This is a genomic window from Streptomyces sp. STAM6 (assembly GCF_054963715.1).
Genome location: NZ_JBUEFZ010000034.1, coordinates 1 through 18,758 on the forward strand (window position 1 = coordinate 1; position 18,758 = coordinate 18,758).

Consider the following 18,758-nt stretch of genomic DNA (forward strand, 5'->3'; position numbering starts at 1 on the left):
CCCCGGTCCGGTTCCTTCGCCACCGGCTCCGGATTCCCGCGCGCCGCCGGTGGCGTGCCGCCCCCGGTCGGACCGGTCGACGGACGCCCCTTTCTTCAGGCCTGTCATCGTCATGGCGGCGACGCTACACGCCGCCGCCACATGTCGGGGTTTATGCGATTTTCTTCATCAGCATGGGGGAGTGGGGACACACGTCAGGCCCGGACCCGGCGGACCGGGAGCAGGCAGTGGGCGCTGGCCTCATGCAGTTCCTCGTCACCCACGAACGCCCGCAGCCGGTCCGCGTCGACCGGCCGCCCCGGCACCGCTTCCGGCCACGGCCGGGTCGCGCAGATCAGATAGACCTGCCCGGCCTCGTGGGCGGCCTTCTCCCACTCCCGCGGCACCGGGCACTGCACCTTCATGAAGGGCATGGAAAGAACGGCCTGTTCGGCCTCGACCAGCAGGGTGACCGGACTACGGGGCTCGCGCCCCAGGTCGATCAGCGCGCCGATCGCCAGGCCGTGCTTCTCCAGCTCTTCCCGCATCGCCTGCTCACCGGCCTCGGGTCCGTCGCATCCGTCCCCGAGCGAGTACACCATCAGAAACGGTGTCCCCGGAGAGTCGGCGGAAGGCTCGCTGGCCCACGGGATGACGATGAGGGAACCCAGAACGGAGGCTTGCTGACCGGGAGTTACAGCGGGGGAAGAGGTCATACGGCCGGACAGTAGTGGCGCGACCGGCGTGCCCCCGCGAATTTCCACCCGTTCGGCCCAGGGCCGGTCGGCGCAATTCACCTGGCCGGGTACCCCGGTTCGGCGTCACCCTCCGGAACGGTTTTCGCACAAAGTCGTTGTGCCCGGCGAGTGCCGGTGGCAAGCCGTCGTACCACGCCGCCGGGAGGCCGTCCCCACCGTCCGTCCGAGCAGGGAGTTCGCCGATGACACCCACCCGCCGCGGAGTCCTGCGGACTCTGTTCACGGTCGCCGTCGCCGCGTTCACCGGAGGCACGCTCGCCCATGTGGCCCGGACCTCCGCCGTGCGCGAGCCGCAGACCCCCGGCGGCCACGGCTTCGACGAGGTCTACCGGGGCCGGCGTATCCAGGGCCGGCCCGTCCCGGTGGAACACGTCCCGGCGGCGCACGTCTCCCCGCCGCCCGCCCCCGTGCTCGACGTCCGGGTGGACGGGCGGCCCCTGCACCTCATGCGGTGCGCGGACGGCGGCTACCTGAGCCCACTGGACCACTACCGGTCCTATCCGACGCCGCTTGAGGCCACTCGTGCGGCCGTGGACGAACTCGGCACCGCCCGGCTGGCCCCCGCCGCCGGCGCCCACGGAGCCCGACTGCGAGGAGAGCATGGTCTACACCCGTAAGAACCAGCGCGACCTGACCGGCGCCGAACGGAAGAAGTTCGTCGGCGCCGTACTCGAACTGAAGCGGAGTGGCCGGTACGACGACTTCGTCCGCACCCACATCAACTACTACAGCGCGGACGGTGACGCGGGACTCCGCGTCGCGCACATGGCGCCCACTTTTCTGCCCTGGCACCGCCAGTACCTGCTGGAGTTCGAGCGTGCCCTCAGGCGCATCGACCCGACGGTGACCGTGCCGTACTGGGACTGGACGCAGGACAACACGCCCGCCGCCTCCCTGTGGAGCGAGGACTTCATGGGCGGCAACGGGCGCCGCCAGGACCTCCAGGTCATGACGGGGCCCTTCGCCTACGCCAGGGGGAACTGGCCCATCAAGGTCGGCGTCACCGACCGGCCCTTCCTGACGCGTGACTTCGGCCGCCCGTCCAACCCCATCGAGTTGCCGACGAGGCGGGAGCTGGACCGGGCGACCGCCGAGACGGTCTACGACTCGGCGCCCTGGAACTCCACCAGCCGCACGGGCTTCCGCAACAGGATCGAGGGGTGGGCGCCGGCCAGGGGCAGCGCCCGGTGGCGCAACCACAACCGGGTCCACCGGTGGGTGGGCGGCCTGATGCTCGGCGGAGCGTCCGTCAACGACCCGGTCTTCTGGCTCCACCACTCCTTCATCGACCTGGTCTGGTCGCGCTGGCAGAGCAGGAACCCGCAGGCGGCGTACCTGCCCGCGACCCCGCCGCCGCGGGGGTCGGCCCAGTACCGGCGGGTCGTCGCGCGGGACGAACCGATGCCGCCCTGGGGCGTCACGCCCGCCTCGACGGCCGATCACAGCCACATCTACCGCTACGCCTGAGGGCGGGACACGAAAACGGTCCCCCGGCCGGTGGCCGGGGGACCGCTCGGTGCGTCAGCCGGTGATCAGCCGCCGTAGCCGGCCTCGTGCTTGTCGTCGTGGCCGTCGAGGTTGAGGCAGGTGTTGCCGAACGCCGGGTTCAGCGCGCCGATGATGTCGACGGTGTTGCCACACACGTTGATCGGCACGTGGACGGGCACCTGGCCCAGGTTGCCGGACAGAACGCCGGGGGAGTGCGTGGCGGCACCCTCCGCCTCGGCGTCGGCGACGGCCATGCCGGTTCCGCTCAGGGCGACGGCACCCGTGCCGACGAGGACGGCGGCAGCCTTCGCGATGCGAGACATCAAGCTCTCCTTGTACATGGAAAATCGGACCGCGGGCCTGCGGTCGTTACCCCCCGTACAACGCCCCCGTGAGCTCTGAGTAACGGTCAGACCGGTATCAACCGTGCATATGGCATGGGTTGTCGCTCTTTCGGGCGTGGTCGGGTCTCCGGTCACCCGGCCGTGGACAGCCCCAGCTCCGACTGCAGGGCGCCGACCACGCTCGGCGCGGCGACACCGACCTCCGGCATGACGACGTCGGGCCGGCCGCCCTTCTCGGGACGCGGCAGCGTGAGCGGCGCGCCCACCGCGGCACCGGGGGTGATCGCCTCGAGGTCCGAGCCCGGGGCGGTGAGCAGTGCCTGGGCGATCGGCGCGGAGCCGACGACATCCGGCACCGGGGCGGCGATCTCGGTCTTCGGCAGTCCGCTCGACACCGGTACCTGCGGCACGAGTACCTTCTGGATCCCGCCCTTCCCGCGGGCGCCCAGGCCCATCGGGGTCCCGGGCATCGGGATCGGCACGCCGGTCCGCACGGTGGGGGGCTCCACGGGGAGCACCGTGCCCAGGCCCTGCAGCGGCAGGACCACGGGAGCCTCCGGCACGGCGGCGGCGGGGGACACCATGGCCGCCGAGGCAAGACACGTGACGAAGATCCCGATACCGGCCTGAGATTTCAGGTTCATTCCTGTGTACGCCTTCCCGGGCTTGAGAGTGGCTTGTGAGTGCGTTGCTGACTCGAAGAACGAGCGCGCCCCGGTCAACGCCTCAGAATTCGCCTGGTTGCAGCAAAGGCCCGTCCCCCACATGGATCCGCCGGATACGAAAAAAGGGCCGGCGGGAACGGATTCGTTCCCGCCGGCCCGAGCGTTTCGGCCGTGCCGGCGCTACTTCGTGCCGACCGGAAGTCCGCCCAGCAGCGCGCCGGTCTTGCTGGGGTTCAGCTTGCCCGCGGTCTTCTTGACCTTGCCGACGACCTTGCTGTCGGCCGCCTTGTTCACTGCGTTCGCGGGGACCGCCTCGGCGAGGGCGTGCTTGCCCACGGTGTCGACCGCTTGGTTCAGGTTCGATGGGGTCAGGCTGCTGTCGGCGGCGAAGGCCGGGGTCGCCACACCCAGAGCCATCACGGAACCGGCAACGGCTGCGGCAACCTTCGTGGGCTTCATCGGGAGAGGTCCTTCCTTTGAAAGGCGTCGTATGGCGTCTCTTCGTCACAACTGACACACCGGCACGGTGATGTGAAGATCACCCGTGTGGCGCTCTGTCTTCTGTAACGAGCCCTCCGTGCGGGGGAAACTCTGGAAGGGAGGAATTCTCGGCACTGCACCCGAATGAGGCGAATCGGTCTTATTCTCCGATGAGCGACCCGAGGGGCGGGATCAGAACCGGACGCTCATGGGCACGGCGGCCGGAGCCGCCGAGGCGGGCAGCGTCGTCGCGGGGAGGGTCGTCGCGGGGAGGGCCGGGGCCGACGGGGCCGTCGTGCCCGTGCCGTACGCCGCCGTGAGCGCGTCGACGAGCTGCTTCGCGGCCGCGTTCACCTTCAGCACGGCGGAGCCCGAGTCGCCCTTCTCGGCGGCGGCGACCAGCTCGTCGATCGCCTGGTCGAGCGCGGTCATCGCCGCGGCCTCGGCGTCGGTGGCGGCGTCCGCCGCGGTGTCGATCGTGGTCTCGTCCGCGGGTGCGGGGACCGTGGCGGCCGGGGCGTCCGCGGGCGGCACGATCAGCTCCTGGGTCACGCCGGTGGGCAGCGCGGAGGACATGGAGGCCGACGGGACGATGGTGGCGATCGTGCCCAGGACCGCTTCGAGGACCGACGCGACCTGCTTGGCCTCGGCCTCCGTGAGCTCGGTGTCCCCCTGGTTGATCGAGCTGTCGATCACGGACTGTGAGACGGCGGCGTTGCCGCCGGTGCCGGTACCGGTGCCGGTGCCGACCAGCTGGGTCACCAGGGCGAGGAGATCGTCGATGACGTCGGTCCGGAGCGTGGCGGAGGCGGCCGGCTTCGCGGCCGCTCGCGGGCCCTCGTGGGTGAGCGCGACGGCGGGGCCCGCCGTGCCGAGGGCGAGAGCGGCGCAGATCGCCGTGGCCGCGACACGACGAGATGTCAGGTGGCGCATGCGTTGTCCTTCCGGGGGTGCGTCGGGAACGTGACATCACCGTGAGTCCGCCCCTCGCGGGCCGCAAACGCTTGCGTGACGGAGCGTCACTGCGCTCCATGGGTGATTCGGCCCGGCTGACCTGCCGGGAAGGCGCGCGGCGCCGGACTCCCGGATGCCCCCTCCGACCGCCGCCGACAGGGTGGCGGGCCGCCCTGTCGGAGGACGCGGGCCCCGGCACAGCGCGGTGCGCCACCCCGAGGGATGGCGCACCGGGTGTTGCCGTGGTGCCGACCGGCCTGACGGCCGGGGCCGCGACGTCAGTCGTTGATGCAGACGTTGCCGAAGGCCGGGTTGAGGACACCGATGACGTCGACGGTGTTGCCGCAGATGTTGATCGGGATGTGGATCGGGACCTGGATGACGTTGCCGGACACGACACCGGGGGAACCCACGGCCGCACCCTTGGCGTCGGAATCGGCAACTGCGGCTCCGGAGGCGCCGACGACCGAGGCGGCGACGGCGGAGGTCAGGACTACGGCCTTCGCGATACGGGACATGGTGAAGAGCTCCTAGGTTGATGAGGTACTGCGCGCCGACTTGGCCGGCTACGTGAAGAACGCCGCACGTTTTCCCCGGTTGCGCCACCGAACGGGTGAACCGTCGCGCGACGGGACGCTCCCACCGCCTCCGTGAATCGATCAGGGCGAAAAGGAATTTGCTCAGACCGTGTTTCAAATGCTTCGTGTTGTGGTCGTTCGGTTATAACGTTCGTGCTCGTCAGCTGCTCGTTGCTTCCGGTCCGTCCGGGCGGGAATCCTCTCGCGCTGCCGCGCGCGCCCGTCACCCTCTCATGCCTCTTCGCGGTGTTCCCCTCACTCAGCAAAGCGGAGAACCTGTATGCGGAATTCAGTGGTTCTTGCGGTGCGTCGTGGACTGCTTTTTCTCCTCTCGTGCACGGCATTGTCGGCGGCGCTCCCGGCCGCCGCGGCACCGTCCGGAAAGGAGGAGGCCACCCGTATTCCGTTCGCCCAGCGCCACTACGCCCTGCAGCACGGCGGAATGGTCCGCGCGGCGAATTCGGCGATCAGTTGCCGTACGGTGCCCGACCCCGACCGGCCCGTCGTGCGTTCCGCCGTTCCGTGTGCTTCCGCACGCCGCGGAGGGGCGTCCGCCAATGACGCGTACGACATGTTCTACGTGGACGTGGACGACGACCGGAACACCTACAACTCCAGTCGTGGAGAGGTCCGGCTGCCGCAGGACGCGAAGGTCACCTACGCCCGGCTGTACTGGGGCGGGAACCTGCGCGTGGACGAGCAGAAGCCGCCCGAGGACAACGGGCGGGTGCTGATCGCCGAGCCCGGCGGGGAGTACAAGGAACTGCTCGCGGACTCCGTCGTCGGTCATCGCACCGCGGACGGCGCGGACGCCTTCCAGGCCACGGCCGACGTGACCCGGCTCGTCCGGGACTCCGGGCCCGGCCTGTACACCGTGGCCCAGGTCAACGCCGCGATGGGCCGGTCGGCGGCCGGCGCGTGGGGCGGCTGGACCATGGTCGTCGCCTACGAGAAGAAGGACGAACCACTGCGCCATCTGGCCCTGTGGGACGGCTTCGAGACGCTCGGCGCCGACCGGAGCGCACTGCGCGTCGACTTCGGCAGGCTGTCCGTCCCGGTGGACGCGCCCGGGCGCCTCGGGATCGTCGCCTACGACGGAGACCGCGGCACCCAGGGGGACTCCCTGACCGTCGAGACGCGCGCCGGCCGCACCCCGCTCAGCGATGCGGCCAACTCCGTCAAGGACGTGCTGAACTCCGGCATCACCGACTTCGGCACCGGCCGGACCGGCCGCTTCCCGGCCCACCTGAACACGCTCGGGTACGACTCCGACGTCTTCAACCTGCGCAGCGCCTTCCGCGGCGGGGCCGACAGGATCGCGGTCCGGATCGACTCCCGGCCGGACACCGTCTGGCTCGGCGCGCTGTTCCTCACGGCGGACGCCCGCCCCTGAACCTCACCGCGCCCGAAGCGCCGACGCCTCACTGCCCACGTTCGCAGCAGGCTTCGTAGAAAGGGTCACGCGTGCGTCCTGAGATGACCGCACTGCATGTTGTCCAGCCCGGTGACGGCGGCGTGGCCCGGGTGGTCACCGACGTGGTCGGCGCGCAGGTGGCACGGGGGCTGCGGGTGGCCGTCGCCTGCCCCCCGGGGTCGCCGCTGGCCGCCGCGGCCCGTGCCGAGGGCGCCGAGGTGCACCCCTGGCGGGCCGGCCGCGACCCGGGCCCCGGGCTCGTGGGGGAGACCAGGCGCCTCACCGAGATCGTCGACCTGGTCCGTCCCCGGCTGGTCCACGCCCACAGCGCCAAGGCCGGCCTGGCCGCCCGGCTCGCTGTGCGCGGCCGCATCCCGACCGTGTACCAGCCGCACGCCTGGTCGTTCGAGGCCGTCGGCGGCGCCACCGCCGTGCTCGCCCGGAGCTGGGAGCGCTGGGCCGCCCGGTGGACCGACCGGATCGTCTGCGTCAGCGAGGCCGAACGGCTGAGGGGCGAGCGGGCCGGCGTCCGGGCCGCCTGGACGGTCGTCCACAACGGGGTGGACGTCGCCCGGTTCGCCGTCGGGACCGACCGGGCCTCCTCCCGGGCCGCGCTGGCCGGGACCGTGACGCTGCCCCCCGGTGTGCCCGTCGTGGTGTGCGTGGGGCGGCTGTGCCGGCAGAAGGGCCAGGACATCCTGCTCCGGGCCTGGCCGGGGGTCGTGGAGCGGTTGCCGCAGGCCCGGCTGGTGCTCGTCGGTGACGGGCCGTGGGCCGAGGCCCTGCGCGCCTCCGCACCCGCGTCGGTCGTCTTCGCGGGGGCCGTCGACGACGCGGCCCCCTGGTACCGGGCCGCCGACCTGGTCGTCCTGCCCTCCCGCTGGGAAGGCATGGCGCTCGCCCCCCTGGAGGCCATGGCCGGCGGGCGGCCCGTCCTCCTCACCGACGTGGACGGCGCCCGCGAGAGCCTGCCGCCGGGGCAGGAGTCCCACTGCCTGGTGCCGCCGGACGACCCGGAGGCGCTGGGCGCCGCCCTCGTCCGGCTGCTGCAGCGGCCGATCCTGCGGCAGGCCCTGGGCCGCCAGGCCCACCAGCACGTACTCCAGCGATTCGACGTACGGCGCGCGAGCGCGGCCCTCGCGGACGTGTACCGCGAGGTCGCCGCACCACGCCGCCGCGAGTTCAGAGAGCCGGTCTCCCAGTGACCACGGAAAGCACCAGCACCTCCACCGCCTCCGGCAGCGCCGTCACGTCGGTCGCTTCCGTCGCGCCGCCGCGCGGGTCCGCCGACCGGGTGGCGGTCCTGCCACGCCGCACCACCCCCGCCCCGCCCTCCGCCTCCGCCCTCGTCGCGGCCGACTGCGTCGCCGTGCTGGTGGGCTCGGCCCTGCTGGGCGAGCAGCAGCGGGACGCCGCCCTCCTGCTCCAGCTGACCTTCTGCGTGGCGGTGCTCAACGCGTACGCCGGGCTGTACCGGCCCGGCCACCTCCCCTTCCTCCTCGACGAACTGCCCGCCCTCGCCTCGCGGGCCGCCATCGCGTGGTGCGCCGCCGCCGCGCTGCTCGCCGCACAGACCCCCACCCGCGCCGTCCCGCTGGGCGCCCTGGCCGCCGCGTACGCCGCACACCTGGTGTGGGTGAGCGCCTGCCGGGGCGTTCTGCACCACCGGCGGCGCAGGGCCGCCCGCGCCCAGCCCCGGTCCGCCCTCGTCGTGGGGCCCGCCCCGGCCGCCCGGCGGATCGCGGCCGTGCTGGCCGAGCACCCCGAATACGGCATCCGGCCGGTCGGCATCGTCGGCGCACCCCAGGACATCCCGCAGCCGGCCCGCGACAAGCCCGCGCTGCCGGTGCTGACGACCATCGAGGAGATCCAGCGGGCCATCACCCAGAACAGCGTCCAGGAAGCCCTGTTCGTCGCCGGACCGCCCGCGGGCGACGACGACGAGCGGCGGCACGACCTGCTCGGGCTGTTCGGCCACCACGGCTGCGCGAGCCGGCTGGTCGGCCTGGTCCCGGGCGACCCCGGCGCCGCGGAGAAGCCGGCGCGCACGGCGATGAGCCGGCACCTCTGGGGCTTCGAGTGCCGTCCGCTGAGCACCTCGCCCGTCCCCGGCGCGCGACTGCCCAAACGGATCCTCGACGTCACCGTCGCGGGCCTGATGCTCACGCTCCTCTCCCCGCTGCTGCTGCTCTGCGCGGCCGCGATCCGGCTGTCGGACGGGCCGGGGGTGCTCTTCCGGCAGGAGCGCGTGGGCAAGGACGGCCGGCTGTTCACGCTGCTGAAGTTCCGTACCCTGCGCCCGTCGAGCGACGAGGAGGCGGCGACCCGGTGGAGCGTCGCCCACGACGAGCGCCTGAGCGCGGTCGGCGGCTTCCTGCGCCGCTCGTCGCTGGACGAGCTGCCGCAACTGTGGAACGTGCTGCGCGGCGACATGAGCCTTGTCGGCCCCCGGCCCGAACGCCCCTTCTTCGTCGCCAAGTTCACTCACGCCCACCCGGGCTACGGGGCACGGCACCGGATGCCCGTCGGGCTGACCGGACTCGCCCAGGTGCACGGTCTGCGCGGCGACACCTCCATCGAGGACCGGTGCCGCTTCGACAACCACTACATCGACCACTGGTCGCTCTGGCAGGACGTGTGCATCCTGCTGCGCACGGCGGCCTCCCTCATCCGTCCGGCAGGCAGCTGATGACCGCCCACACCGTCCTTTCCACGTCGCCCGTGCCGACGTCCCTGGCCCGCAGGGCACACCTGCTGCCCCTGCTGGCGGTCGTCGCGCTGCTCGTCGTACCGCCCGCCGGCGACCCGTCGCCCACCGGGAACGGCACCGGGACCGCGGCGGACGCGGCGTCCGCCGTGCTCGTCGTCTTCTGCCTGCTGCGGGTGGTGCGCGCCCGGGTCCACCCGCTCACCCGGACCGCCGGCGTCGTGCTGGGCCTGCCGGTGCTCGGCGTCTGCGTCGCCGCCGTCGCCTCCAACGACCCGGTCGCCGGCCTGCCCGGCCTGGTCCGCCACCTCCAGGTCTTCGTGCTGGTCCCGGCCGCCGTCGTCCTGCTGCTGCGCGACCGGCGCGACTTCACGCTGGTGGCGTGGTCGCTGATCGCCCTCGCGCTGGTCGAGGGCGGGATCGGGGTCGTCCAGTACGCCACCGGAACCGGCGCCTCGTACATGGGCGAGGACGTCCGCGCCGTCGGGACCTTCGGCCCCGCCGATGTGATGGCCATGGCGACCGCCGTCTCCTACGGCCTGCTGGCGGCCGTCGGTCTCGTGCTCACGTCCACCGGCCGGAGCCGGGCCGCCGCCCTGGTCTGCGCCGGGCTGCTGACCGTCCCGCTGGTGCTCTCGTTCAGCCGGGGCGCCTGGATCGCGACGCTCGCGGCGTGTGTGGTGCAACTGGCGCTGTCCGGTGTGCGCCGTGCCCTGCGCGTCGCGCTCACCGCCGGGGCGCTCGGGGTCGTCCTGGTCGCCGGGTTCGGCATCGGCTCGCAGATGGTGAAGGAAAGGGTGGCGAGCATCTCGCAGGTCACCGCCGCCCCCGACCGGTCGGTCACCGACCGGTACACCATGTGGGCCGCGGCGGCCGCGATGTGGCGCGCCGAACCCCTCACCGGCGTCGGCCCCAAGGGCTTCCCCCTCTACCGCGACAGCCACGCCTCACTGGCACTCTCCTCCGGCAGCGAAACCGGCGGCGCGGGCCAGGCCTTCCGCCGCCTCCCGCTGCTGTCGCCGCACAACATGTATCTGTTGCTGCTGAGCGAACAGGGCCTGCTGGGGCTCGTCGCCACCGCGGGCAGCTGGGTCGCGCTGCTGGTCTGCGCCCTGCGCCGGCTCCCGGCCGCCCGCCGCTCCCGCACGGGCGCCGAATGCGCGATCGTCGCGACCGGCCTGCTGACCTGGCTGCTGGTCGACTTCGCGTACGCCGACATCGGCGGCCCCACCACGGTGCTGACCGCGGTGGTCCTGGGCCTCGCGGCCTGGTTCGCCCTGGCGCCGCGCAACCCGGGGGCACCAAGATGACCGGCCCCCTGCGCGAAGCCGCGGACGGCGCCGAAGGAACGCCGGGCCGCGGCCGGACCCCGCACGGGCCGGCCGACGCGGGAGCGGGCGGTGGTGTCGCGCTCGCCGAGCGGGCCGGGCCCGCCACACCCGCGTGGGCGCCCTCCAGCCGGTTCCTCGCCCGCGCCGCGCTGCTCACCGCCGCCCTCACCGCGCTCGGCGCGCTGCTGGGGCTGGTGCGGGACCAGCTGCTGGCCCACGACTTCGGCGCGGGCGGCGGGACCGACGCGTTCCTCGTCGCCTGGACGGTCCCCGAGTTCGCCGCGACGCTCCTCATCGAGGACGCCATGGCGCTCGTCCTCGTCCCCGCGTTCAGCGCCGCCCTGGCCCGCCGGGCGGCCGGGGCGCGGCCCGACCCGGTGCGCGCCCTCGTCCGGGACACCCTGCCGAAGGCGGCCCTCGGGACGGGCGCGGCCGCGGGACTGCTCGTCGTCACCGCCCCCTGGCTCGTACCGGTCCTGGCGCCCGGGCTGCCGCAGCAACAGCTCGCCGTCGACTGCACCCGGCTGACCGCCACCTGCGTGCTGTCCTTCGCGCTCGCCGGCTACTGCAGCGCGGCCCTGCGCGCCCACGGCCGGTTCACCGCCCCGGCCGCCATCTACATCGCGTACAACGCAGGCATCATCGCGACGGTCGTCCTGTTCGGCCCCGGGTGGGGCGTGCGGGCCGCGGCCGCCGGGGTCGCCGCAGGTGGTCTGCTCATGGTGCTGCTCCAACTGCCCCCGCTGTGGCGGCAGCTGACGTCCCACGAGAAGACCGCCACCCACACGCGCCGGACGGGCCCGCCGCTGATCGTCTGGGCCGTGCTCGCCCCCGTCCTGGTCTTCGCGGTGAGCCGCCAGTCGCAGGTCCTCGTCGAGCGGTTCCTCGCCGCGCCGCTCCCCGCCGGGGCCATCTCGCACCTCAACTACGCCCAGAAGGTCGCCCAGCTGCCGATGGTGCTCTCGCTGATGCTGTGCACCGTCAGCTTCCCCGTCGTCGCGCGCGCGGCCGCCGCGGGAGACATCCGCGCCGCCCGCGCCCGGGCCGAGCGCGACCTGGTCCTCGCCGCCATGATGGTCCTCATCGGTGCCGCGACCGTGGTGGCCGCCGCTCCCCAGCTCGTCGAACTGCTCTTCCAGCGCGGCGCCTTCGACCGGGCCGACACGGCCGCGACCGCCGCCGTGATGCGGGTCTACGCGCTCGGGCTGCTCGGCCAGACCCTCGTCGGCGCCCTCGCTCGCTGCTACTTCTCCGCCGCCCGCCCGCTCTGGTACCCGGCCGCCGTCATGGCCGCCGGCGTCGCCGCCACCGCCGTCGCGGGCCTCGTCTGGGTCGGCCCGTTCGGCGCCCCCGGGATCGCCGCGGCCAACGCGCTCGGCATCACCCTCACCGCGGGACTGCTGCTCCTCGGCGCCCACCGCCAGAGCATCCCCCTCGACATCCGCCGGCTGGCGGCCGTACTCGCCCGGCTCACCGCCGCTGCCGCCGCGGCCACCCTCGCCGGGTACCTGTGCGCGGCCGGGCCGCCGCTCCTCGCGGCGCTGCTCGCCCTCACCACGGCCACCGCCGTGTTCCTCGCCGTCGCCTGCGCCCTGCGGGCGCCGGTGCTCCGCTCCCTCATCCGCTCCGTCGCACGAAGGCCGGTCCATGCTCCGTCGGAAACCCCGGAAACAGCCCCTGTGGGTGGCGATGTACCACTCGGTCGACGAGAACCGGGATGACCCGTACCGGGTGACCGTCACGCCCGGCCGTCTGGACCGGCAGCTGCGCTGGCTGCGGGCCCGCGGCCTGCGCGGCGTCGGCATGGGCGAACTCCTGCGCGCCCGGGCCCGCGGCCGCGGCCGCGGCCTGGTCGGCCTGACCTTCGACGACGGGTACGCCGACTTCCTCGGTGAGGCCGTTCCGCTCCTCCGCCGCCACGACTGCACCGCCACCGTCTTCGTGCTGCCCGGCCGGCTCGGCGGCGACAACGCGTGGGACGAACGCGGCCCCCGCAAACCGCTCCTGACCGAGCCCGACCTCCGCCGCTGCGTCGCCGCCGGCATGGAGGTCGCCTCGCACGGCCTGCGGCACGTCTCCCTGACGTCCGCCGACGACCGCACCCTGCGCGCCGAGACCCGGGAGAGCCGGGAGCTGATCCGTACGATCACCGGTTCCGCCGCGGAGGGGTTCTGCTACCCGTACGGCGATCTCGACGCCCGCGTCGTGCGGGCCGTCCGCGAGGCCGGCTACGGCTACGGCTGCGCCATCGACCCCGGCCCGCTCAGCAGCGTCTTCGCCCTGCCGCGCGTCCACATCGGGCAGCGCGACACCTCCTGGCGCCTGCACGCCAAGCGCCGGCTGCACGGCCTGCGCCGCCAGAGCCCCGTGGGGCTGCCGTCCGGAGCGCCGGTGGTGTCGTGAAGGTCCTGCACGTCATCACCGGCCTCGGCATCGGCGGCGCGGAGCAGCAACTGCGGCTGCTGCTGCGCCATCTGCCCGTCACCAGCAGCGTCGTCACCCTCACCAACCCCGGCGCGGTCGCCGAGGGCCTGCGGGCCGACGGTGTGCCGGTCGCCCATCTCGGAATGCGCGGCAACCGGGACCTGGCGGCCCTGCCGCGGCTGGCCCGGTTCATCAGGCGCGGCCGCTTCGACGTCGTCCACACCCACCTCTACCGGGCCTGTGTGTACGGGCGGTTCGCCGCCCGGCTCGCCGGCGTCCGGACGGTGATCGCGACCGAGCACTCGCTGGGCGCCGCCCAGATCGAGGGCCGGGCACTGAGCACGGGGGCCCGCGCCCTCTACCTCGCCAGCGAGCAGCTCGGCACGGCGACGGTCGCCGTCTCCGACACCGTCGCCCGGCGCCTGGCCGGCTGGGGCGTGCGGCCCGGGCGGATCCGGGTGGTGCCCAACGGCATCGACATCGCCCGGTTCGCCTTCGACGCCGGCGCGCGCGTGGCAGCCCGGGAGCGGCTGGGCCTCGCCGGGGACGAGTTCGTCGTGGGCGGCGTCGGGCGGCTCGCCCCCGGGAAGCGGTTCGACACGCTGATCCGCGCCGTCGGGGCGCTGCCCGGCGCCCGGCTGCTCCTGGTCGGCGAGGGGGACCAGCGCCGCTCACTCGGCCGGGTGGCCCGGTCGTGCGGTGCCGCCGACCGGGTGGTGTGGGCGGGGGCGTGCGAGGACGACCTGCCCGCCCTGCTGTCGGCGATGGACGTGTTCGTGTCCACCTCCCCGGACGAGGCGTTCGGACTGGCGATCGTGGAGGCGCTCGCCGCCGGACTGCCGGTCCTCTACGTGGCGTGCCCCGCCCTGGACGACCTGCGGCCGGAGGACGCGCCCGGCGCGCGGCGCGTCGCCGGAACGGTCCCGGACGTCGTCGCGGCGCTCGACGACCTCCGGCGCCGGGGCCCGGAGCGGCTGCCCGTGCCGCCCGCCGCGCACCGCTACGACATCGCCCACAGCGCCCAGCAGCTGCTGACCCTCTACCGCACCCTCTATCGCGAAGCGAGTTTCCGATGACCCCGCAATCCTTCTCCGTCCGCCGTGTGTTCGGCCGGCTCACCCGACCGTCCTCGCTCCCGTTCCGCCCCCGCCGCTGGTGGGCGGTGCCCGCGGCCGCCCTCGTCGGTGTGGCCGCCGGCGGCGGGTACGGGCTGCTGAAGACCCCCGAGTACGCCGCCACCAGCTATGTCGTCGTCGTGCCCGCCGAGAGGTCCGACCCGGCCGGCGCGATGGGCCTGGCCCAGGCGTACGGGCGGGTCGCCACGGACATCGCCGTCGTCGGCGACGCCCAGGTGTGGGCCGGGGTCTCCGCGCGCACCCTGCGGGAGAACGTGCAGGCGGCGACCTCCCCGGACGCCCCGATGATCTCCGTGACCGCCCGGTCGTCCAGCCCGCGGACCGCGGCCGGCATGGCCGACAGCGTGGCCCGGGCCCTGGTGCTGCAGGGCTCGCACACCCAGGACCGTATGGGCGTGCGGGTCCTCCAGTTCACCCGCGCCGCCCGTCCCACCGAGCCGGTCTCGCCCTCCGGGCCGCTGTCCGTTCTCGTCGGCGGCTGCGCGGGCGGTCTGCTCGGCGGCCTGTGGCTGCTCGTACGGCCCCGGAAGCGCGACGAGCCGGAGGAGCGGTACGCGAGTGTGCCGGGACCGGCGGAAGCCGAGCCGCAGCCGGAGGCCGTATGACCACCGCGCACTCCCCCCGGACGCGGGCCGCCGGAGCCGCGGGCGCCGCCGCGGAGGACTTCGGCGTCACCGTGTGCCGGGACGGCGAGACCTTCGGGGGGCTGTCCGCCGACTGGTCGCAGCTGTACCGGCGGTGCGCGACCGCCACCCCGTTCCAGTCGCACGCCTGGCTGCACTCGTGGTGGCTGTCGTACGGCACCCCGGGGCGGCTGCGGGTCGTTCTGGTGCACCGCCGCCGCGACGGGGCGCTCGTCGCGGCGGCGCCCCTGTGGCTGAAGGGCGGCCCGGTCCCCGCCCTCACCCACCTCGGGGGCGCCATCACCGACTACTGCGACGTACTGGTCGACGACTCCTGCCCGGGCGCCGAGTCCGCGCTGGCCGGTGCGCTGCGCGCGCTCGCCCGCACCGCCGTGATCGATCTGCGGGAGGTACGCCCGGGGGCCGCCGCCGAGCGGATCCACGACCGGTGGCGCGGGCCGCGCTGCCGGCTGCCGGACTCCGTCTGTCTGGAGCTGCCCGCCGTGCCGATCGACGAGCTGGTGGGGCGGTTGCCCTCGTCGCGGGCGCAGCGGGCCCGCTCGCATCTGCGCCGGATCGACCGGACCGGGGTCGAGGCGCGGGTGATGACGGGCGCCGAGGTGCCCGGGGCGCTGCTGCGGCTCCTGGACCTGCACCGGCGGCAGTGGGCGGGCCGGGGGGTGACACCCGAGCACCTCCGGCCGCGGTTCGCCGAGCACCTACGGCGGGCGGTGACGGCCATGGTCCGCTCGGGGGACGCGATGGTCACGGAATTCCACCTGGACGGCGACGTGGTGGCCGTGGATCTCACGCTGATGTCGCCGCGGCTGTCCGGCGGTTATCTGTACGGGGCGGACCCGGTCCTGCGTTCCGCGAAGCTGGACGTGTCGACCCTGCTGCTGCGCAACAGTGCCCGGGGGAGCGAGGCGAAGGGCTGCGAGACGCTGAGCCTGCTGCGGGGCGCCGAACCGTACAAGCACCACTGGCGTCCCGAGGTGGTCGGCAACCGCCGGCTGCTGCTGGGCCGCCGCCGGACGGCGCCGGCGCTGCTGCTGCGGGTGGCGTACGCGCGCGGCCGCCGGCGGGCGGCGGACTGGGCACGCGGGCGGCCGTGGGTGCGCAGGCTACGGCGCGGCGCGCGGTCAGGGCCTGCGCTGCCACCAGTCGAGGCGGATGCACACCCTGCCGCCGAGCCACTTCTCGATCCATGCGCCCAGGTCCACCGGCCGGCACACGGGCCCGGGGGCCGTGCCGGGTTCGGGCGTGTCCGGCGTCGTGCCGGGTCCGGGCTCGGTGGTGGCCGGCTCGGGGTCGGGTACGACGACGGGCGGTGTTCCGGGGTCGGGCGTGGTGCTCGGCTGTGGTGCGGTACCGGGCTCGGGCGTCGTACTGGGCGCGGGCGTGGTGCTCGGCTCGGGTACGGGTGTGACCTCCGGCCGGGGCACCGGGGTCGGTGTCGGGCTCGGGGCGGTGCCGCGGCCGGACATCACGGCGCGGAAGACCGCCGAGGACTTCGGGTTCCGCGCGCACTGCCAGACGCCGTGCGGGCAGTAGTCCGAGATCGTGTGGTACAGCGGCTTCTGTTCGTCGAGCCATTGCAGCATGCGCCGCATGTACTCGGGATTGTCGCCGTTCCGGAACAGGCCCCACTCGGGATAGGAGACGGCTTTCTTGTGCGCGGCCGCGAATTGCACCTGGTGCCGCAGTCCGTACGGCTCGTTCGCCTGCTCGTCGAAGGTTCTCCCCGGGGGCTGGTCGTATGAATCCATCCCCACGATGTCGACGACGTCGTCACCGGGATAGCACTCGGTCCACGGAATGGCGTCCCGCCCGCGGTTCGGGGCGAAGTCGAACCGGAACTGCTGGCCCGGCACCGTGCGCATGGTGGTCACGATGCGCCGCCAGTAGGCCTTCCACGCCTCCGGGGCGGGGCCGCACCGGTGCGTGTACGTGGTGCCGTTCATCTCCCAGCCGAGGACGATGACGGTGTCCGGCACCCGCAGTCGCACGAGCCGTTCGGCCAGCGTCCGGAAGTGGTGGTCGAACTGCCCGAACGAGCCGAGCCGGAGCATCTGCCGCACGACGCGGTCCGGAAGACGGCTCTCGTTGCGTTCCAGCATGGGCACGTTGAGGACGAAGAGCCGGTCCTGGCGGGCGCGCCGCCACTCGGCCCAGTGTTCCAGGAACGCCGGCCTGCCCTCGATGTTGCTCCACAGGTCACCGGGCAGGTAGGTGTGCCCGACCCGCAGCTCGGTGCCGCCGAGCCAGTTCTGCAGCTCCGTCATCCGGGATATGCCCCGGGAGCCGTAGTGCAGATAGGCGCCCACCGCGGTGGTCCGCGTGCCGGTGGGCGCCGGTATCGGTTCCTCGGTGGATTGCGCGGTGTGGCCCGGGGGCGCCAGGGCCACCCCCGAGATCAGGAGCCCGGCTGTCAGCGTGCCCAGCCAGGTGCTCGCTCTGTGCCATTTCCGGTGGACCATTTCCGCTCCTTCACGAGGCGCCGGGTATCGCCACTCACCTGGCTCAAAAGTATTCGCAATGGGCCGACCGGGATGGTGGCCCGCCCTTTTGGTAGGCCGTTAGGGGATTTCATCGCCCGTCCGGGGCATCGAAATGAAGGACATGCCGTGCCGTTCTTTGACACCCGTGTCGCCGCCGTCCTCCTGCGGCTGGACCGGAATCCCTTTCACCACGGCACTCTGGGCGCCGCTCGCTCCCTGGGACGTGCGGGTGTCCCCGTCCATGTGGTGACCGGGACGGGCGTGGCGGGACCGGTCACCCGGTCCCGGTACGTACGTCGGTGGCACCCCTGCCAGGAGGGAGTCCGCCGTGCGCTGGAGCGGGTCTCCGGCGAACTGGCCGGCCCGGCGGTCCTCGTGCCGATGGACGACATCAGCGCGGTCGCCCTGGCTGAGCTGGGCCCCGAACTGAGCCGCGTGCCGCGCGCCCGTAGGGGCGGGTCCGCCGGCCCGGGTCTGCTGCTGCCCGCGCAGTTGCCGGGACTGGTGGGCCGGGTCGCCGACAAGGCCGGTCTCGCCCGCACCTGCCAGGACCTCGGCATCCCCCATCCGCGGACCCTGGCGCCCGCCGACGCGGACGAGGCCGTCGCCATGGCGGGACAGCTCGGCCTGCCGGTGGTCGCCAAGTGGAGCCGCCCCTGGCTGCTTCCGTCGGGCAGCGGCCTGCGCAGCACGACCGTGGCGCGGACCCTGCGGGAGGTGCACGACCTGTACGGGCGCGGTGCGGAGGCCGGCTGCGCGCTGCTGCTGCAGCGTCTGCTGCCGCCGGGCCGGGGCCTGGACTGGTTCTTCCACGCGTATGTCGACGGCGCGGGCCACTGCCGGGCCGCGGCCACCGGTCACAAGGAGCGGTCCTGGCCGGACGCCGCCGGACTGACGGCCGTCGGCACCTGGGCGGCCAACCGGGAGGTCGACCGGACCGCCCGCGACCTGGTGGCCGCCCTCGGCTACCGGGGCGTCGTCGACCTCGACTTCCGTCTCGACCCGGCGACGGGGGCGTACCACCTGCTCGACTTCAATCCGCGGCCCGGCGCGCAGTTCCGGCTCTTCGCGGACGGGACGGGCCTCGATGTGGTCCGCGCCCTGCACCTCGACCTCACCGGGCGGGCGGTCCCGTCCGAAACCCCGGTGTACGGCCGGCGGTTCGTGGTGGAGAACTACGCCACGCTGTCCGTCCTCGCCTCCCCGCGCCGCCGCCCGTACCGCCGCCCGCGCCGCCCACGGACGGCGGCACGGTGCACCGAGACGGCCTGGTACGCGGCGGACGACCCGCTCCCGGCCCTGCTCATGGCCCGGGCCTGGGTGGCGCACCTCCTCCGCAGGGCCTGGCGGTCACTGCGGTTCCCCGACTGACCCGA

The 18,758-nt window shown here is 73.8% G+C and carries 18 protein-coding genes and 1 pseudogene; 12 read left to right on the forward strand and 7 right to left on the reverse strand.

Features of this window, described 5'->3' with window-relative positions:
* Positions 1-194: 194 nt before the first annotated feature.
* Complete coding sequence (locus tag ACY34K_RS28070; protein WP_462751994.1) at positions 195-695, reverse strand: DUF5949 family protein; 501 nt, start codon at positions 693-695, stop codon at positions 195-197.
* 224 nt (positions 696-919) lie between these two features.
* Between ACY34K_RS28070 and ACY34K_RS28075 the strand changes: the two genes are divergently transcribed.
* Positions 920-1,354 (forward strand): tyrosinase family oxidase copper chaperone, encoded by a 435-nt coding sequence (locus tag ACY34K_RS28075; RefSeq protein ID WP_462751996.1) that lies wholly within the window; start codon positions 920-922, stop codon positions 1,352-1,354.
* On the forward strand, positions 1,338-2,204 hold the full coding sequence (locus ACY34K_RS28080; RefSeq protein WP_462751997.1) for a tyrosinase family protein: 867 nt from the start codon (positions 1,338-1,340) through the stop codon (positions 2,202-2,204). Before ACY34K_RS28075 ends, ACY34K_RS28080 begins: the two co-directional genes overlap by 17 nt.
* 65 nt (positions 2,205-2,269) lie before the next feature.
* Here the strand turns inward: ACY34K_RS28080 and ACY34K_RS28085 are convergent, their stop codons facing one another.
* From ACY34K_RS28085 to ACY34K_RS28105, 5 genes are all read right to left on the reverse strand, one after another.
* Positions 2,270-2,548: a chaplin gene (locus tag ACY34K_RS28085; protein ID WP_462751999.1), complete on the reverse strand. Its 279-nt coding sequence runs from the start codon at positions 2,546-2,548 to the stop codon at positions 2,270-2,272.
* 152 nt (positions 2,549-2,700) lie between these two features.
* Positions 2,701-3,213, reverse strand: a complete 513-nt coding sequence (locus tag ACY34K_RS28090; RefSeq protein WP_462752000.1) for a hypothetical protein — start codon at positions 3,211-3,213, stop codon at positions 2,701-2,703.
* Positions 3,214-3,414: 201 nt separating this feature from the next.
* Positions 3,415-3,693, reverse strand: a complete 279-nt coding sequence (locus ACY34K_RS28095; RefSeq protein ID WP_462752002.1) for a hypothetical protein — start codon at positions 3,691-3,693, stop codon at positions 3,415-3,417.
* Positions 3,694-3,906: 213 nt separating this feature from the next.
* The gene (locus tag ACY34K_RS28100; protein WP_462752004.1) at positions 3,907-4,647 is read right to left on the reverse strand and encodes a hypothetical protein; all 741 of its coding nucleotides are present in this window, start codon (positions 4,645-4,647) and stop codon (positions 3,907-3,909) included.
* Between the two features lie 299 nt (positions 4,648-4,946).
* On the reverse strand, positions 4,947-5,186 hold the full coding sequence (locus ACY34K_RS28105; protein WP_462752006.1) for a chaplin: 240 nt from the start codon (positions 5,184-5,186) through the stop codon (positions 4,947-4,949).
* Between the two features lie 340 nt (positions 5,187-5,526).
* On the opposite strand from ACY34K_RS28105, the gene ACY34K_RS28110 reads away from it, so the two are divergent.
* The 9 genes and pseudogenes from ACY34K_RS28110 to ACY34K_RS28150 form a co-directional block, all read left to right on the forward strand.
* On the forward strand, positions 5,527-6,639 hold the full coding sequence (locus ACY34K_RS28110) for a DUF3344 domain-containing protein (RefSeq protein ID WP_462752008.1): 1,113 nt from the start codon (positions 5,527-5,529) through the stop codon (positions 6,637-6,639).
* 83 nt (positions 6,640-6,722) lie between these two features.
* Positions 6,723-7,865, forward strand: coding sequence for a glycosyltransferase (locus tag ACY34K_RS28115; RefSeq protein WP_462752010.1), 1,143 nt, complete (start codon positions 6,723-6,725; stop codon positions 7,863-7,865).
* The gene (locus ACY34K_RS28120; RefSeq protein ID WP_462752012.1) at positions 7,862-9,349 is read left to right on the forward strand and encodes an exopolysaccharide biosynthesis polyprenyl glycosylphosphotransferase; all 1,488 of its coding nucleotides are present in this window, start codon (positions 7,862-7,864) and stop codon (positions 9,347-9,349) included. The genes ACY34K_RS28115 and ACY34K_RS28120 overlap by 4 nt, the downstream gene beginning before the upstream one ends.
* The gene (locus ACY34K_RS28125) at positions 9,349-10,677 is read left to right on the forward strand and encodes an O-antigen ligase family protein (protein ID WP_462752014.1); all 1,329 of its coding nucleotides are present in this window, start codon (positions 9,349-9,351) and stop codon (positions 10,675-10,677) included. The genes ACY34K_RS28120 and ACY34K_RS28125 overlap by 1 nt, the downstream gene beginning before the upstream one ends.
* Complete coding sequence (locus ACY34K_RS28130) at positions 10,674-12,419, forward strand: lipid II flippase MurJ (protein WP_462752016.1); 1,746 nt, start codon at positions 10,674-10,676, stop codon at positions 12,417-12,419. Before ACY34K_RS28125 ends, ACY34K_RS28130 begins: the two co-directional genes overlap by 4 nt.
* On the forward strand, positions 12,346-13,101 hold the full coding sequence (locus ACY34K_RS28135; RefSeq protein ID WP_462752018.1) for a polysaccharide deacetylase family protein: 756 nt from the start codon (positions 12,346-12,348) through the stop codon (positions 13,099-13,101). The genes ACY34K_RS28130 and ACY34K_RS28135 overlap by 74 nt, the downstream gene beginning before the upstream one ends.
* Positions 13,098-14,198, forward strand: a complete 1,101-nt coding sequence (locus ACY34K_RS28140) for a glycosyltransferase (protein ID WP_462752020.1) — start codon at positions 13,098-13,100, stop codon at positions 14,196-14,198. The genes ACY34K_RS28135 and ACY34K_RS28140 overlap by 4 nt, the downstream gene beginning before the upstream one ends.
* A complete protein-coding gene (locus ACY34K_RS28145) occupies positions 14,195-14,863 on the forward strand; it encodes a YveK family protein (protein ID WP_462752022.1) in 669 nt (222 codons plus the stop codon). The genes ACY34K_RS28140 and ACY34K_RS28145 overlap by 4 nt, the downstream gene beginning before the upstream one ends.
* A pseudogene (locus tag ACY34K_RS28150) lies at positions 14,860-16,017 on the forward strand (GNAT family N-acetyltransferase); the annotation flags it as partial. The gene ACY34K_RS28145 and the pseudogene ACY34K_RS28150, both read left to right, overlap by 4 nt.
* Positions 16,018-16,023: 6 nt before the next feature.
* On the opposite strand, the gene ACY34K_RS28155 reads toward ACY34K_RS28150, so the two are convergent.
* The gene (locus ACY34K_RS28155; protein WP_462752024.1) at positions 16,024-17,361 is read right to left on the reverse strand and encodes a glycosyl hydrolase; all 1,338 of its coding nucleotides are present in this window, start codon (positions 17,359-17,361) and stop codon (positions 16,024-16,026) included.
* 147 nt (positions 17,362-17,508) lie between these two features.
* Here ACY34K_RS28155 and ACY34K_RS28160 point away from each other — a divergent pair, with 147 nt between their 5' ends.
* On the forward strand, positions 17,509-18,753 hold the full coding sequence (locus ACY34K_RS28160) for a carboxylate--amine ligase (RefSeq protein ID WP_462752026.1): 1,245 nt from the start codon (positions 17,509-17,511) through the stop codon (positions 18,751-18,753).
* Positions 18,754-18,758: the final 5 nt, after the last annotated feature.

Coding starts and splice junctions, on each gene's coding strand:
- ACY34K_RS28070 (WP_462751994.1), bottom strand. CDS start 695: ATGACCTCTTCCCCCGCTGTAACTCCCGGTCAGCAAGCCTCCGTTCTG.
- ACY34K_RS28075 (WP_462751996.1), top strand. CDS start 920: ATGACACCCACCCGCCGCGGAGTCCTGCGGACTCTGTTCACGGTCGCC.
- ACY34K_RS28080 (WP_462751997.1), top strand. CDS start 1,338: ATGGTCTACACCCGTAAGAACCAGCGCGACCTGACCGGCGCCGAACGG.
- ACY34K_RS28085 (WP_462751999.1), bottom strand. CDS start 2,548: ATGTCTCGCATCGCGAAGGCTGCCGCCGTCCTCGTCGGCACGGGTGCC.
- ACY34K_RS28090 (WP_462752000.1), bottom strand. CDS start 3,213: ATGAACCTGAAATCTCAGGCCGGTATCGGGATCTTCGTCACGTGTCTT.
- ACY34K_RS28095 (WP_462752002.1), bottom strand. CDS start 3,693: ATGAAGCCCACGAAGGTTGCCGCAGCCGTTGCCGGTTCCGTGATGGCT.
- ACY34K_RS28100 (WP_462752004.1), bottom strand. CDS start 4,647: ATGCGCCACCTGACATCTCGTCGTGTCGCGGCCACGGCGATCTGCGCC.
- ACY34K_RS28105 (WP_462752006.1), bottom strand. CDS start 5,186: ATGTCCCGTATCGCGAAGGCCGTAGTCCTGACCTCCGCCGTCGCCGCC.
- ACY34K_RS28110 (WP_462752008.1), top strand. CDS start 5,527: ATGCGGAATTCAGTGGTTCTTGCGGTGCGTCGTGGACTGCTTTTTCTC.
- ACY34K_RS28115 (WP_462752010.1), top strand. CDS start 6,723: ATGACCGCACTGCATGTTGTCCAGCCCGGTGACGGCGGCGTGGCCCGG.
- ACY34K_RS28125 (WP_462752014.1), top strand. CDS start 9,349: ATGACCGCCCACACCGTCCTTTCCACGTCGCCCGTGCCGACGTCCCTG.
- ACY34K_RS28130 (WP_462752016.1), top strand. CDS start 10,674: ATGACCGGCCCCCTGCGCGAAGCCGCGGACGGCGCCGAAGGAACGCCG.
- ACY34K_RS28135 (WP_462752018.1), top strand. CDS start 12,346: ATGCTCCGTCGGAAACCCCGGAAACAGCCCCTGTGGGTGGCGATGTAC.
- ACY34K_RS28145 (WP_462752022.1), top strand. CDS start 14,195: ATGACCCCGCAATCCTTCTCCGTCCGCCGTGTGTTCGGCCGGCTCACC.
- ACY34K_RS28155 (WP_462752024.1), bottom strand. CDS start 17,361: ATGGTCCACCGGAAATGGCACAGAGCGAGCACCTGGCTGGGCACGCTG.